Origin of the sequence: Azospirillum aestuarii, from assembly GCF_016632405.1 — a bacterium.
Taxonomy (GTDB): domain Bacteria; phylum Pseudomonadota; class Alphaproteobacteria; order Azospirillales; family Azospirillaceae; genus Azospirillum; species Azospirillum aestuarii.
In genome coordinates this window covers 17,886-31,791 of record NZ_JAEPIV010000016.1, presented here as the reverse complement: position 1 = coordinate 31,791, position 13,906 = coordinate 17,886, and the positions used below count along the sequence as shown (strand labels likewise).

Here is a 13,906-nt window from a genome sequence, read left to right as displayed (position 1 = left end):
TCACCATGACCGAGTTAACGAGGTCCGACTGCGACGTCGCCGTGATCGGCGGCGGGCTGGTCGGGTCGGCCATCGCCTGGGGCCTCGCCCAGCAGGGGCAGACGGTCGCCGTCCTCGACGAGGGGGACGTCGCCGTCCGCCCGTCGCGCGGCAACTTCGCCCTGGTCTGGGTGCAGGGCAAGGGGCTGGGGCTGCCGGAATACGCCGGCTGGACCAAGATGTCCTCCGACACCTGGACCGGCTTCGCCGAGCGGCTTCAGGAGCAGACCGGAATCGACGTGTGCTACCGCCGGCCGGGCGGCTTCCTGCCCCTGCTGTCGGAGGAGGAGATGGAGCGGCGCGCCGGCCAGCTCCGCCGCCTGCACAACCAGCCGAACGTCGTCCGCTACGACTACGAGATGATGGACCGCGCCGCCGTGGCGAAGGAGATGCCCTTCATCGGCAAGGACGTGGTCGGGGCCAGCTACTGCCCGCTCGACGGCCATTGCAACTCGCTGAAGCTGCTGCGCGCCCTGCACAGCGGGATGAGCCGGTCCGGGGTGTCCTACCTTCCGCACCACCGGGTGGAGCGGATCGAGCCGCGCGACGGCGGGTTCCGCATGCTTACCGCCTCGGGGGACGAGGTCCGCTCGGGCAAGGTGGTTATCGCCGCCGGGCACGACGCCCGCCGCTTGGCCCCCATGGTCGGGCTGGACGCCCCGGTGCGGCCGGAGCGCGGGCACATCATCGTGACGGAGAAGACCGCCCCGTTCCTGAACTTCCCGGTCGGCTTCATCCGCCAGACCGACGAGGGCGGCGTGATGATCGGCGACAGCTTCGAAGATGTCGGGCTCGACACCACGGTGCGCAACGGCGTCACTTCGACCATCGCCGACCGCGCGCTGCGCATCTTCCCGCTGCTCGGCAAGCTGAACGTGGTGCGGACCTGGGCGGCGCTGCGCGTGCTGACCCCGGACGGCTTCCCGATCTACGAGCAGTCCACCACCATGCCCGGCGCCTTCGTCGCGACCTGCCACAGCGGCGTGACGCTCGCCGCCAACCACGCTTTGGCGCTGGCGCCGCACATCGCCGCCGGCGGCCTGCCCGACGAATTCTCGGCCTTCAGCGCCCGGAGGTTCCATGTTCCAGCGGTTGCCTGACGCGGGCGGAGAGCGCGTCTCCTTCACCATCGACGGCCGCCCGGCGGAGGCGCTGTCCGGCGACAGCGTCGCCGCCGCCCTGATCGCCAACGGGGTCGGCGCCTGCCGGACCACCCCGGTGTCCGGCGCCCCGCGCGGCCCCTACTGCATGATGGGCGTCTGCTTCGACTGTCTGGTGACCATCGACGGCACCGGCAACCAGCAGGGCTGCCAGATCCGCGTCCGCCCCGGCATGCGGGTGGAGACCCAGAACGGCAAGCGGGAGATCGACCGGTGACCGACCTGAAGCCTCGTTACGATCTGGCGGTGATCGGCGCCGGCCCGGCCGGCCTCGCCGCCGCCACGCTGGCCGCCCGGCGCGGCCTGTCCACCGTCCTGCTCGACGAGCAGGCGGCTCCCGGCGGCCAGATCTACCGCGCCATCACCCGCTCGCCGGTGAGGAATCCCAGCGTCCTCGGGACCGACTACTGGCACGGCGCCGATCTGGTCGGGCCGTTCCGCGACAGCGGCGCCGATTACCTGCCCGGCGCCGCGGTGTGGAGCGTCTCGCGCAGCCTCGACATCGGCCTGTCGCGCGACGGTGCTGCGCGCATCCTGCCGGCGCGGCACGTCATCCTGGCGACCGGCGCGCTGGAGCGGCCCTTCCCGGTCCCCGGCTGGACGCTGCCCGGCGTGATGGGGGCGGGGGCGGCGCAGATCCTGCTGAAGACGTCGGGCCTCGTCGCCTCGGGCAACGTGGTCATGGCCGGCAGTGGACCGCTGCTCTGGCTGCTCGCTTGGCAGTATCTGCGGGCCGGCGCGCACATCGACGCGATCCTCGACACCACACCGCGGGAGAACTGGCGGCAGGCCCTGCCACACCTGTCGGCCTTCGCCCGCTCCGGCTATGTCGGCAAGGGCCTGAAGCTGCTTCTGGAGGTCCGCCGCAAGGTCAAGGTGATCGGCAGCGTCTCCGCCCTGCGCGCCGAGGGTGACGGACGCGTGCAGTCGGTCGTTTACCGCCAGGGCGACGGGGCCGAGCAGCGCCTTCCGGCCGATACGCTCCTGCTGCATCACGGGGTGATCCCCAACATTAACCTCGCCAACGCCACCGGCTGCGCCCAGTCCTGGGACGAGGCGCAGCGCTGCTGGGTGCCGGACGTCGACGGCTGGGGCGCCACGTCGGTGGCGGGCGTCTCCATCGCCGGCGACGGGGCCGGCATCGGCGGCGCGCTGGCGGCGGAGCACCGCGGCCGGCTGACGGCGCTGGACGCCCTGCACCGGCTGGGCACGATCGACCGCGCCACCCGCGACCGCGACGCCGCCCCGCACCGCGAGGCGCTGGACCGGGCGCTGCGCGGCCGCGACTTCCTCGACGTGCTCTACCGGCCGGGCAAGGATTTCCGCGTGCCCGCCGACGACACCATCGTCTGCCGCTGCGAGGAGGTGACGGCGGGGCAGGTGCGCGACGCCGTGAAGCTGGGCGTCAGCGGGCCGAACCAGACCAAGTCCTTCCTGCGCTGCGGCATGGGGCCGTGCCAGGGGCGGCTGTGCGGCCCGACCGTGGTCGAAGTCATCGCCGACGCCCGCGGCGTTTCCCCGGCGGAGGTCGGCTACTACCGGCTGCGCCCGCCGGTGAAGCCGATCACGCTGGCCGAACTCGCCTCGCTGCCCAAGGCCGAGGACGAGGTGGCCGCCGTGATGCACCACTGACGGGGCAGGGGGACGCCATGTCGGAGCCGGACGTCATCATCGTCGGGGGTGGCCTGCACGGCTGCTCCACCGCGCTGCACCTCGCCATGCGCGGGGTCCGGGCGCTGGTGCTGGAGAAGGACCACATCGGCCGCCACGCCTCCGGCGTGAACGCCGGCGGGGTGCGCCAGCTCGGCCGCCATGCCGCGGAGGTGCCGCTGTCCGTCGCCTCTATGGCGCTGTGGCACGGCATCCGCGACCTCGTGGACGACGACTGCGGCTTCGAAAGCCACGGCCAGCTCAAGGTCGCGGAGACCGAGGCGGAGCTGGACTCCTGCCGGGAGCGGGCGGCCCAGCTCGCCGCACTCGGCTTCACGCACGAGGAGGTGGTGGATCAGGCGGAGCTGCGCCGCCTCGTCCCGTCCATCGCGGAGCATTGCCTCGGCGCGCTGGTGTCGCGCCGCGACGGGGCGGCCATCCCCTACCGCACCACCTTCGCCTTCAAGCGCAAGGCGGAGAGTCTGGGTGCGCGTTTCCACGAGGGGGCGGCGGTGGCGCGGGTCGCCCGCTCGGGCCGCAACTGGCGCGTGGAGACGGCGGACGGCGTGGCGCACGAGGCGCCGGTGCTGGTCAACTGCGCCGGGGCCTGGGCCGACCGGCTGGCCGCCCAGCTCGGCGAGCCGGTGCCGCTGGAGGTCATCGCGCCCATGCTGATGATCACCGCCCGCGTGCCGCCCTTCCTGAAGCCGGTGGTCGGGGCGACGGGCCGCACCCTGTCCTTCAAGCAGTTCCCCAACGGGACGGTGCTGATCGGCGGCGGGCTGCTGGGCCGCGCCTACCGCGACGAGAACCGGACGGATCTGGACTTCGCCAACGTCACCACCAACGCCCGCACGGTGTGGGACCTGTTCCCGATCATGCGCAGCGCCACCATCGTCCGCTCCTGGGCGGGGATCGAGGCGCGGATGCCCGACGACATTCCGGTGATCGGCCCCAGCGGAACGGAGGAGGGGGTGTTCCACGCCTTCGGCTTCTCCGCCCACGGCTTCCAGCTCGGCCCCATCGTCGGGCGGATCACCGCCGACCTGATCACCAAGGGGACCAGCGACCTGCCCATCGACGCCTTCCGCATCCAGCGATTCCGCCACACGGCGGCCGCCGCGTGACCGCTCCGGCGGAGCGGCCTTTTCAGGAGACTCACGTTTTGACGATTCAGCGTTTCGATTGCGGCCCGCGGATGAGCGAGATGGTCGTTCATAACGGCACCGTCTATCTGTGCGGCCAGATCGCCGATTTCGAGGCCATGGGCGGCGTAACCCACGACGTGACGGCGCAGACCCGCGACGTGCTGCGCCAGATCGACGTCCTGCTGGAGCGCGCCGGCACCGACAAGAGCCGGCTGCTGACCGCCACCGTCTATCTCGCCGACATGGCCGGCTTCGCGGCGATGAACGCGGCCTGGGACGCCTGGGTGGACCGCGCCAATGCCCCGGCCCGCGCGACCGTCGAGGCGAAGCTCGCCGACCCCGACCTGCTGGTCGAGATCCAGGTGATCGCGGCCCTCTGACCGGCGTTTATTGCCCCACCAAACGGGAGTTTTCCATGAAACGTCTGGCCCTTGGGCTGGCGATGAGCCTGTGCGCCCTCGCGGCGGTTGTCCCTTCGGAATCGCGGGCCGACGGCCCGGCGCTGCGCATCGCGACGGAGGGCGCCTACCCGCCCTTCAACATGACCGCCCCCGACGGCACGCTCGGCGGGCTGGAGGTGGAACTGGCCAACGCGCTGTGCGAGCGCATGAAGCGGCGCTGCACCCTGGTCGCCCAGGATTGGGACGGCATCATCCCCGGCCTGCTGTCGCGCCGCTACGACGCGATCATGGCGACGATGAACATCACGCCGGAGCGCGCGAAGGCCATCGCCTTCTCCGTCCCCTACATGGTCGTGCCGGCCTATTTCGTGGCGGCCACCGGCGGCGGCATCGATGGAACCGAGGCCACCCTGGCCGGCAAGTCGGTCGGCGCCCAGACCTCAACCACCCATTACCGCTACGTCGAGAAGCATTTCGGCAAGACCGTCTCGCTGAAGAACTACGACACCGCGTCGAATCTGCTGGCCGACCTGAAGAGCGGGCGCATCGACGCCGCCATCACCACCGGCGCCACCGCGTCCGACTGGGTGAAGGCCGACGCCTCCAAGTCGCTTCAGCTCGTCGGCAAGCCGCTGGTCGACGCCGAGGTGTTCGGCCCCGGCGTGGGCGTCGGCCTGCGCAAGGAGGACGCGGACCTCAAGGCCGCCTTCGACGCCGCCATCGCGTCGGTCGTCCAGGACGGCACGCTGGCCCGCATCGCCGCCAAGTACGTTGATTTCACGGTCATTCCCTGACGAAGCACCCCCCTGACCAACAACCGTACCGATACCAACCAAAACCGGGAGAGTTCTCGTGATCAAGCGCGTTGAGAAGACCAAGATCATGCACCGCGTCGTCGTCAGCAACGGCATCGCCTTCCTCGGCGGCATCATCGCCGACGACGTCAGCGTCGGCATGCAGGAGCAGACCGCCCAGATCTGCAAGAAGCTGGACGCCGTGCTCGCCATGGCCGGCACGGACAAGACCAAGCTGCTGTCCGCCCAGCTCTTCATCACCGACATGAAGGCCAAGGACGGCATGAACGCCGCGTGGCTGGAGTGGCTGAACGGCGACGACCTGCCGGCCCGCGCCACCATCGGCGTCGCCGACCTGGGCGACCCGTCGATCCTGATCGAGGTCGTGGTGACGGCCGCTGTTTAACGGCTCCCCTGAAACGGCCCCCATAAAACGAACGGGGGCGCCCGGCACCGTCATGGTGCGGCGGGCGCCCCCGGTCAACGCTCCCGACCGTGATCGGCGGTCGGCCTCACGCCATGTGGCGGAGGACTTCGTTGCTGCCGCGCCAGATCATGTCGAGCGCGACGTAGGAGATGATGGCGAGGCCGACCCAGCCAATCCAACGGTGCTTGTGCAGGACATGCGCGATCATGTTGGCGGCGGCACCCATCAGAACGACCGACAGGACCAGACCGATCACCAGGATCGTCGGGTGTTCCTTGGCGGCGCCGGCCACCGCCAGCACGTTGTCGAGCGACATCGACACGTCGGCGACGACGATCTGCCAGATGGCCGCGCCGAAGGTGGTCGCTCCGGCCGCCGCGACGGCGGCGTTGCCCGCCACACCGGCGGTGACGACGCCCGAGGGGTCGGGCGCGTCCATCGCCTCGTCGGGGGCGATCTCGTCCGCGCCGTGGCTGCGCAGCTCACGGTACATCTTCCAGCACACCCACAGCAGCAGGACGCCGCCGGCCAAGGTCAGGCCGATGATGGCGAGGAGCTGGGTGGTGATCAGGGCGAAGAACACGCGCAGCCCCATGGCGGCGGCGATTCCCCAGAAGATGACCTTGCGGCGCTGGGCCAGCGGCACCGCCGCGGCGGCCATGCCGACCACGATGGCGTTGTCGCCGGCCAGAACGAGGTCGATGGCGATGACTTGGAACAGCGCGGCGAGCGCGTCGGCTGTGAACAGATCGGTCATGCGGTGCCTTCCTCTTACATAGGGCAAGAGAGCAGCACCCACGGGCGGGACCAGGCACAGGGCAGAAACGCTGCCGGCAGGGGCGGGCGGGCGGGGGCCACTCTGAATGTCTCCAGTCCGACATCACAGTTCAGGGAACTGTCAGAGGGGCCCGGCCTGGTAATCCGGTCTTTATACCAACACTCCCGGCACCACAACTTCGGTTTCGCCGGGGCGGCCATGCGATTGTGTATGGGGTGAGGACGGCACGCCCACGCCCCGGCCGTCGCGGCCTTGGGTGCGGGCGTGCCGTTTCGCTCAGAGCGGCCCCGTAAAAGAGGCCCCGTAAAAGAGGCCCCGTCAAAGAGGCAGCGTGCCGACCGGCGTGCCCTCCGCCGACTCGATGGCCAGGGAGGTCCAGCGCGGCGCCCGGCCGCCGCTGCGGCTCACCGACAGGGCCGCCGCGTCCGTGCCGGTGACGGTCAGCAGGCAGACGGACTCGTCGCGGCACACGCTCTCCCCGTCGTCGTCGAACAGGGTCAGCGGGGCGTAGCCCTCCGGTCCGGGGAAGCAGCGGACGGTCAGCGGACCCTCCGCCCAGGAAGGGGCGGGGCCGAGCGGCAGCAGCGTGCCGGCCCGGACGAAGGCCGGGGCCACGCCCAGCGGCGCCGCCACGGTGACGCGCCCGCCGCCGTCGTAGCGCCGCCCGTCGCGCAGATCGTACCAGCCGCCGGGCACCGCCGGCAGCCAGACCTCCAGTTCCGTCCGGCCGGGGTCGAGGACCGGAGCGACCAGCAGCCGGTCGCCGACCATGGTGCTGTCCTCCTCCTCATAGGCGGCGGGCTGGTCGGGGAAGTCGTAGAACAGCGGCCGCATCACCGGGTCATGGTCGCGGTGCGCCCGCCACAGCAGCGTGTAGAGCAGCGGCACCAGCCGCTCCCGCCAATCCAGCGCGGCCTTCACCTGGGGCAGCAGCTCCGGATAGGTCCAGGGCTCGGTGACACTGCCGTCGTCGTTCCAGGAATGGATGGTGAAGCGCGGCCACCACACCGCCTGCTCGATCCAGCGCATCAGCAGCTCCGGCTCCGGGCGGGGACCGGCGAAGCCGCCCACGTCGTGGCCGTAGTCGAACAGGCCCGACAGGCTGAAGCCGTGGCCCATGCGCAGGTTCCAGCGCAGCGTCTTCCAGCTCGTCCGGTTGTCGCCCGACCAGGTCTGCACATAGCGCTGGAGGCCCGGCCCGCCGGAGCGCGAGATCAGGTAGGGGCGCTTGTCCGGGGCGTGCGCCACCTGGGCCAGATGCGAGGCGCGGATCATCAGGTGCGTCTGCACCGGGCGCAGCGTCGCCATCGTGCCGCCATGGCCGTTGACGTCGCAGACCGCCGCGTCGTCCCAGATCTCGAACTCGTTGTTGTCGTTCCAGGTCGAGCCGATGCCGCGCTCCAGCAGCTCCCGGGTGACGTTGGCCATCCACCAGCGCGTGGTCGCCGGGTTGGTGAAGTCGAGATAGGCGCCGTCGCCGCCCCAGAACTGGGTGGTCTGCGGGCGGTCCGGGGCGTCGCTGTCGCGCACGAAGCCGCCGAAGCCCTGGACCTCGGCGAATTTCGGATGGTCGTTGAGCAGCGCCGGCTTGATGTTGGCGACGAGATGGACGCCGGCCTCGGCGAACTTGGCGGTGACCGCCTCCGGCTCGGGGAACTTGTCACGGTTCCAGTGGAAGACGTAGCGCTTGTCGCCGATCATCGTGTAGCCGGACGACATCTGGAACGAGCCGCAGGGCAGGCCGTGCTCCTTCAGCGCGTCGAGGAAGCCGAGCAGCCGCACCCCGGCGTCCGGTGCGTCGGTGTACTGCATGGTCGAGCCGGAATAGCTGATCGCCCAGCGCGGCCGGAAGGAGGTGCGGCCGGTCAGGGCGGTGAAGTTCGCCACCACCTGCGGAACGCTCGGGCCGAACAGGACGTAGCAGTCGAGGTCGCCGTCCGACGCCTCGAACCGGATGAAGTCGCCGTGGTAGGCGTCGATGGTCTGGCCGAGGTCGAAGAGGCCGCGTGACAGGTTGTCGTAGAAGACGCCGACCGCCGCCCCGCCGCGCTCCGGCCGCACGCTGAGGCAGAAGGGGATGTGCTTGTAGAGCGGGTCGCTCGTCTCCGCGTCGTAGCCGAGCGCGTCGGTCGTCCCCATGGCGAGGCGCCGGCCGCGCTTGTCGGTGCCGCCGCTCTTGTCGCCGAAGCCGTGGTAGCGCTCCCCGGCGTGGCTGACCAGATGGTGGGCGAAGCGGGGGGAGCGGTCATCGAACAGGTAGGGCTGGGTCGGCCGGTCGGCCAGGACGAGGCGCCAGCCGTCGCCCTCCGCCGCCGGCTCGTACCAGCGCAGCGCCAGGGGCGCGCGCTGGACCACGACGCGCCAGCCGGGGGTGGTGACGGTGACGCTGTCCGCGCTTTCCTCGACCGCCGCCGGCGTGCCGGGGAAGCCGGTCAGGTCGCGGCGGTCGCGCCCGTCGATGGGGTCGGCCAGCGCGGGGTCGGTCTGGCCCGACAGCTCGGGCGCCAGCGACCAGGTGAGCGGCGCGCGCAGCCCGCCCGGCCGCTCGATGAGGACGCGCGCCAGCGCGGGCCCCAGCGGGAACAGGGTCAGGCGGTAGCCGCGGTCGAGGTCGAAGGCAATCCCCTGGGGGCCGGCTTGCGCCCCATCGCGGGGCGGGGCAAGGGTGGCGCCGGTCAGCGTACGCATGGCGCGTGAACTCCTGAAGTCATGAGACCTGAAGTTGGAAGGCCGGTTCCTGAGGGCAGGGCGCGGCTTACTTGATGAGGCCAAAGAGGCTGGGCAGCCAGAGCGACAGGCCGGGGACGTAGGTGACCACCAGCAGCGCCGCGGTGCTCCAGGCGAAGAGGGGGATCAGCGGCCGGATCACCTGCTCGATCGACACGCGCGCCACGGCGCAGCCGATGAACAGGGCGCTGCCGGTCGGTGGCGAGACGATGCCGAGCGACAGGTTGAACACCAGGATCACCCCGAAATGCACCGGGTCCACCCCCAGCTCCACCAGCACCGGCAGGAAGATCGGCGTGAAGATCAGGATGCCCGGCGTGATGTCCAGGAAGGTGCCCATCAGCAGCAGCACGATGTTGACCAGCAGCAGGGCGATGATCCAGTTGCCGGACACCGACTGCACCCAGTCGCCGATGATCTGCGGAATCTCGGCCAGCGACATCACATAGGCCATCGCCATGGAGGTGCCGACCATCAGCGCCACCACCGCCGTCGCCACAATGGTGTCGATCAGGATCTGCCCGATGTCGTCCATCGACAGCTCCCGGTAGGCGAGCGCCAGGGCGAGTGCGTAGACGACCGCGATGGCCGAACCCTCGGTCGCGGTGAACACGCCGCCGACGATGCCGCCGATCACCACAATGATCAGCCCCAGGCTGGGCAGGGCGGACAGCAGGGCGCGCGAGGACTGGGACAGCGTCGGGGAGGGCAGGCGGGCGTAGCCGCGCTTCTTCGCCATGATCCAGGCCGGGATCATCACCGCCAAGCCGAGCAGGATGCCCGGCAGATAGCCGGCGACGAACAGTGCCGCGATGGAGGTGCCGCCCGACACCAGCGAATAGACGATGAAGGCGCCCGACGGCGGGATCAGCAGTCCGGTGATGCAGGAGGAGATGTTGACCGCCGCGGTGTAGCTGCGGTCGTAGCCGGCCTTGTCCATCGACGGCTGCATGGTGCCGCCGATGGCCGAGGCGGCGGCCACCGCCGACCCCGACACGCAGCCGAACATCATGTTGGCGAGGATGGTGATCTGCGCCAGCGGTCCGGGCATCCAGCCTACGAAGACCTTGGCGCAGTCGATCAGGCGGCGGGCGATGCCGCCACGGTTCATGATCGATCCGGCCATGAAGAAGAAGGGGATCGCCAGAAGCGCGAAGCTGTCCAGGCCGGTGGCGATGCGCTGCGCCGTCACCGAGATCGCCGGCAGCGGCGGCATGATGGTCAGCAGCGCCGTGATCGAGGCGAGCCCGGTCGCGTAGGAGATGGGCACGCCGAAGGCCAGCAGGGCGACGAAGGCGGCGCTGAGAACGAAGGCGGGAGAGAAGTCCATGGCTGCGTTTCCGCGACGGATAGGGTGGGCGTCAGTCGAGCGAGACGGCGTGGTTGGACACGCCCGGCCCTTCGCGCAGGCTCTCCATAAGGGCGATGGCCATGTAGATCAGGGTCAGCACGCCGGACAGCGGGATCACCGCGTAGACGATCCACATCGGCAGCTGGAGCGCCGGCGTGACCTGGCCGAGCGTGCGCGCCTTGTCCACCAGCAGCCAGCCGCCGCCGCACAGGATCGTCACTGTGAACAGCGCGACCAGCGTCGCGATGGCGATCTCGACGCCGCCGCGCGGCCGGGCCGGCAGAAGGTCCACCAGCCCGGTGATGGCGATGTGCCCGCGCCGGCCCAGCACATAGGCCGAGCCGAGCAGGCTGACCCAGATGAAGGCGAAGCGGGCGATCTCATCCGTCGCCGACGTCGAAACGTTGAGCGCGTAGCGGGCGACGACCTGCCACACCACGCAGCCCAGCATGGCAACCGTCAGCGGGATCGTGATGGCGAGCACGAGGCGGTCGAGCGTGCGGTGGATGGTGGCCAGCATGGGGGCGCTCCTCTGTTTCGACGCGGCGGGCGGGCGGGGCGGGGGCTTACTTGACCGCCTGGATGCGGTCGGCGAGCGTGGCCAGCGCCGGGGTGGCCTTCAGGTCGTCGTACATGGGCTGCACCACCTGACGGTAGGCCGCCTTGTCGGCGTCCACGAACTTGACGCCCATCTTCACGGCCTCGCCCTCGGCCTTCTCCAGCTCGGCCGTCCAGCGGGCGTTGTGGGCCTTGGCGCTGTCGCGGGCCGCCTGGCGCAGAAGCTCCTGCTGCTCCGGCTTCAGCCGGTCAAGCGTGGCGGTGGCGACCAGCACCACATCGGGCACGCGGGTGTGCTCGTCGCGGGTGTAGACCTTCATCACCTCGCCGTGGCGGGCCAGCGTCAGGGCGGTCACGTTGTTCTCCGCCCCGTCGACGACGCCGGACTGCAGGGCCGTGTAGACCTCGCCCCAGGCCAGCGGGGTGGCGGTGGCGCCCAGCAGGTTGATCATGCGGGTGGCGATCGGGCCGGGCTGGACGCGGACCTTCAGGCCCTTCAGATCCTCCGGCTTGGCCAGCGGCTTGTTGGCGTAGAAGCTGCGCGTGCCGTTGTCGTAATAGGCGAGGCCGACGAAGGCCTTGGCACGGCTGGAGGCCAGGATCTCGTCGCCCACCGCGCCGTCGACCACCTTGAAGAAATGGTCGCTGTCGCGGAACAGGAAGGGCATGTCGTAGACGCCGAAGCTCGCTTCAAAGGCGGCGAGCGGCGAGGCGTTGGCGTGCACGAGGTCGAGCGCACCGTTCTGCATCTGCTCGATCAGCTCGCGCTGCTGGCCGAGCTGGCCGGCGGGGAACACCTTGATGTCCAGCTCGCCCTTGCTGCGCTCGCGCACCAGCTTGGCGAACTCGTCGAGCGAGACGTCCACCGGGTGGCCCTTGGCCAGCCCATGGCCGAGGCGCAGCGTGGTCTTGGCGGCGGCCGGCCCGGCGAGGGTCAGGCCCATGACGGCAGCGACGGCGGCGGCGAGAAGGGCGGCGTGGCGGCGGTTCAACGCGAACATGACGAATCCTCCGGTTATCGTGATTTGGCTGTTTGGGTGTGCGGCGACGGCGGCGCCTCGGCGTCGGCCATCGCCCGGTAATGGGCCGCAAGGACGGCGAAGGCGCGCTTGCGGGTGGTCTTGTCCTCGGCGATCAGCCCTTTGCGGTTCCAGCCGCGCTGGAAGGCGGTCTGCCGCCGCTCGGTGCGGAAGTCGTAGAGGACCCAGGGCGTCATCCCGCGCACGTAGGGGGCGGTGGCGAGGATGGCGAGCTGCTCGCGGTAGACCGCCTCCTGGCAGTCCTCGGTGAAGAGGTCGCGCGGGCCGCCGCGCAGGCCCGCCACCGCGTCGGCGCCGAATTCAGAGATGATCACCGGCTTTCCGGGGGCGGAGTTGGCGAGCAGCCGGCGCAGCCCGTCGAAGGAGGGCTCGTACCAGCCGAAATATTCGTTGAGGCCGATCACGTCGAGATGGTCGGCCAGACGGTCGGCGATGGCGAACCGCTCGCGGTCGATCAGGCAGGCCGCGGTCACCAGCCGCGTCGGGTCCAACTGACGGGCCAGCGCGGCCAGCCGCGCCATGAAGGACAGGCGGGCGTCGGTGTCGGCGTTCTCGTTGCCGACGCCCCACAGGATCGTGCTGGCCCGGTTGCGGTCGCGGGCGATCAGCTCGGCGAGCTGGTTCGCGGCGTCCTCGTACGTGTCGGGGTTGGCGAAGTCGATGGCCCAGTAGACGGGAATCTCCGACCACAGCATCAGCCCGACCTCGTCGGCGATGGCCACCGCCCGCGGGTCGTGCGGGTAGTGGGCGAGGCGCAGGAAATTGCAGCCCAGCGCCTTGGCGTCGGCGTAGCGGCGGCGGATGTCCGCCTCGTCGCTGGTCTTGCCGAGCAACAGGTCGTCCTCATGGACGGAAACGCCGCGCAGCGTGATGTCGCGCCGGTTGAGGAGGATGCGCTCCCCCGCCACGGCGATCTCGCGGAAGCCGACGCGGTCGGCCACGGAATCGGCGCCGAAGCGCAGGGTGACGCCGTAGAGGCGCGGCGAGTCCGGCGACCACAGCTCCGGGGCGAGGTCGAACTCCACCCGGCCGCGGCCGGCGGTGATGGGAACAGGGGAGGGCGGCAGCAGCCCGTCGATGGCGACGGTCGCCGTGCCGTCCACCGGGTCGGACAGGGTGACGTCCACGGCGACGCGGCGGAAGCCGCTGCCCGGCACCAGCGCCACGCCGAAATCCCGGATGAACAGCGCGGGCAGCCGCAGCAGCGCGACGGAGCGGTAGAGTCCACCATAGTTGAACCAGTCGGTGTGGCGCATCGGCACCCGGTCGGTCCGGCGCGCGTTGTCGACCTGGATCTGGAGGCGGTTCGGGCCGGGGCGCAGGTGCCCGGTCAGCTCGACGCAGAAGGGTGTCGAAGCGCCGCGGTGCGCCCCCAGGAATTGGCCGTTCAGGAAGACGCGCGCCTCGTAGGCGGCGGCGCCGACATGCAGGACGGTGCGTTCATCGGCCTCGCCGGGTGTATGGTCCAGCGTCCGCGTGTACCAGGCGCCGCCCTCGTAATGCCGCCATTCCGGGCGCCGCATGTTCCAGCAGGCGGGAACCGGGGCGGTCTGCCACGCACCGTCGTCATAATCGCGCGGGACGGTCCATTCCGAGGCCGGCACCGGCTCGTCGGCGTACCATGTCTGGCGCAGCCCCTCGTCATGGGGGTCGATGGCGAATCGCCAGTCGCCATCCAGCGACTCGACGGCGCGCCCGGCGACGGTCACCAGGGACGCGGCGCCCACCCGTCCGCGGGCGAAGGCGTCGGCGTAACTCTCGTCATGGAGGTGGTCGTAAGGGTCAACGACCGTGGCGCGGTCGGCGCCTTCGGCTGTCATGAGCGTTCTCTCC

General features: G+C 70.6%; 13 protein-coding genes. 7 read left to right on the top strand and 6 right to left on the bottom strand.

Annotation, left to right across the window (positions count from 1 at the left end; genetic code table 11):
- The first annotated feature begins 5 nt into the window (after positions 1-5).
- From JJL56_RS22495 to JJL56_RS22465, 7 genes are read left to right on the top strand one after another with little or no spacing between them, the layout of a single operon-like run.
- Positions 6-1,139, top strand: coding sequence for an NAD(P)/FAD-dependent oxidoreductase (locus tag JJL56_RS22495; RefSeq protein ID WP_200486368.1), 1,134 nt, complete (start codon positions 6-8; stop codon positions 1,137-1,139).
- A complete protein-coding gene (locus JJL56_RS22490) occupies positions 1,120-1,416 on the top strand; it encodes a (2Fe-2S)-binding protein (RefSeq protein WP_035681439.1) in 297 nt (98 codons plus the stop codon). Before JJL56_RS22495 ends, JJL56_RS22490 begins: the two co-directional genes overlap by 20 nt.
- Positions 1,413-2,831: an FAD/NAD(P)-dependent oxidoreductase gene (locus JJL56_RS22485; RefSeq protein ID WP_345772622.1), complete on the top strand. Its 1,419-nt coding sequence runs from the start codon at positions 1,413-1,415 to the stop codon at positions 2,829-2,831. Before JJL56_RS22490 ends, JJL56_RS22485 begins: the two co-directional genes overlap by 4 nt.
- 17 nt (positions 2,832-2,848) lie before the next feature.
- Positions 2,849-3,976 (top strand): NAD(P)/FAD-dependent oxidoreductase, encoded by a 1,128-nt coding sequence (locus JJL56_RS22480; RefSeq protein ID WP_200486367.1) that lies wholly within the window; start codon positions 2,849-2,851, stop codon positions 3,974-3,976.
- 38 nt (positions 3,977-4,014) lie between these two features.
- A complete protein-coding gene (locus JJL56_RS22475) occupies positions 4,015-4,377 on the top strand; it encodes a RidA family protein (RefSeq protein WP_035680295.1) in 363 nt (120 codons plus the stop codon).
- Positions 4,378-4,412: 35 nt separating this feature from the next.
- A complete protein-coding gene (locus tag JJL56_RS22470; RefSeq protein WP_200486366.1) occupies positions 4,413-5,192 on the top strand; it encodes a transporter substrate-binding domain-containing protein in 780 nt (259 codons plus the stop codon).
- A 58-nt stretch (positions 5,193-5,250) separates the two neighbouring features.
- Positions 5,251-5,598, top strand: a complete 348-nt coding sequence (locus tag JJL56_RS22465) for a RidA family protein (RefSeq protein ID WP_035680290.1) — start codon at positions 5,251-5,253, stop codon at positions 5,596-5,598.
- Positions 5,599-5,704: 106 nt separating this feature from the next.
- Here the strand turns inward: JJL56_RS22465 and JJL56_RS22460 are convergent, their stop codons facing one another.
- From JJL56_RS22460 to JJL56_RS22435, 6 genes are all read right to left on the bottom strand, one after another.
- Positions 5,705-6,376, bottom strand: coding sequence for a TerC family protein (locus JJL56_RS22460; RefSeq protein WP_200486365.1), 672 nt, complete (start codon positions 6,374-6,376; stop codon positions 5,705-5,707).
- A gap of 339 nt (positions 6,377-6,715) precedes the next feature.
- Positions 6,716-9,085, bottom strand: a complete 2,370-nt coding sequence (locus JJL56_RS22455) for a glycoside hydrolase family 31 protein (protein WP_200486364.1) — start codon at positions 9,083-9,085, stop codon at positions 6,716-6,718.
- Positions 9,086-9,152: 67 nt separating this feature from the next.
- On the bottom strand, positions 9,153-10,454 hold the full coding sequence (locus JJL56_RS22450) for a TRAP transporter large permease (RefSeq protein WP_200486363.1): 1,302 nt from the start codon (positions 10,452-10,454) through the stop codon (positions 9,153-9,155).
- Positions 10,455-10,485: 31 nt separating this feature from the next.
- The gene (locus JJL56_RS22445; protein WP_200486362.1) at positions 10,486-10,995 is read right to left on the bottom strand and encodes a TRAP transporter small permease; all 510 of its coding nucleotides are present in this window, start codon (positions 10,993-10,995) and stop codon (positions 10,486-10,488) included.
- Positions 10,996-11,041: 46 nt separating this feature from the next.
- Positions 11,042-12,034: a TRAP transporter substrate-binding protein gene (locus tag JJL56_RS22440; RefSeq protein ID WP_200486361.1), complete on the bottom strand. Its 993-nt coding sequence runs from the start codon at positions 12,032-12,034 to the stop codon at positions 11,042-11,044.
- A 14-nt stretch (positions 12,035-12,048) separates the two neighbouring features.
- The gene (locus JJL56_RS22435) at positions 12,049-13,893 is read right to left on the bottom strand and encodes a glycoside hydrolase family 2 protein (RefSeq protein WP_200486360.1); all 1,845 of its coding nucleotides are present in this window, start codon (positions 13,891-13,893) and stop codon (positions 12,049-12,051) included.
- Between the last annotated feature and the right edge of the window lie 13 nt (positions 13,894-13,906).

What these genes read in the sequence shown, in the direction of transcription:
- JJL56_RS22470 (WP_200486366.1), top strand. Translation starts at nt 4,413, where the DNA reads ATGAAACGTCTGGCCCTTGGGCTGGCGATGAGCCTGTGCGCCCTCGCG.
- JJL56_RS22435 (WP_200486360.1), bottom strand. Translation starts at nt 13,893, where the DNA reads ATGACAGCCGAAGGCGCCGACCGCGCCACGGTCGTTGACCCTTACGAC.
- JJL56_RS22450 (WP_200486363.1), bottom strand. Translation starts at nt 10,454, where the DNA reads ATGGACTTCTCTCCCGCCTTCGTTCTCAGCGCCGCCTTCGTCGCCCTG.
- JJL56_RS22480 (WP_200486367.1), top strand. Translation starts at nt 2,849, where the DNA reads ATGTCGGAGCCGGACGTCATCATCGTCGGGGGTGGCCTGCACGGCTGC.
- JJL56_RS22445 (WP_200486362.1), bottom strand. Translation starts at nt 10,995, where the DNA reads ATGCTGGCCACCATCCACCGCACGCTCGACCGCCTCGTGCTCGCCATC.
- JJL56_RS22455 (WP_200486364.1), bottom strand. Translation starts at nt 9,085, where the DNA reads ATGCGTACGCTGACCGGCGCCACCCTTGCCCCGCCCCGCGATGGGGCG.
- JJL56_RS22490 (WP_035681439.1), top strand. Translation starts at nt 1,120, where the DNA reads ATGTTCCAGCGGTTGCCTGACGCGGGCGGAGAGCGCGTCTCCTTCACC.
- JJL56_RS22440 (WP_200486361.1), bottom strand. Translation starts at nt 12,034, where the DNA reads ATGTTCGCGTTGAACCGCCGCCACGCCGCCCTTCTCGCCGCCGCCGTC.
- JJL56_RS22495 (WP_200486368.1), top strand. Translation starts at nt 6, where the DNA reads ATGACCGAGTTAACGAGGTCCGACTGCGACGTCGCCGTGATCGGCGGC.
- JJL56_RS22460 (WP_200486365.1), bottom strand. Translation starts at nt 6,376, where the DNA reads ATGACCGATCTGTTCACAGCCGACGCGCTCGCCGCGCTGTTCCAAGTC.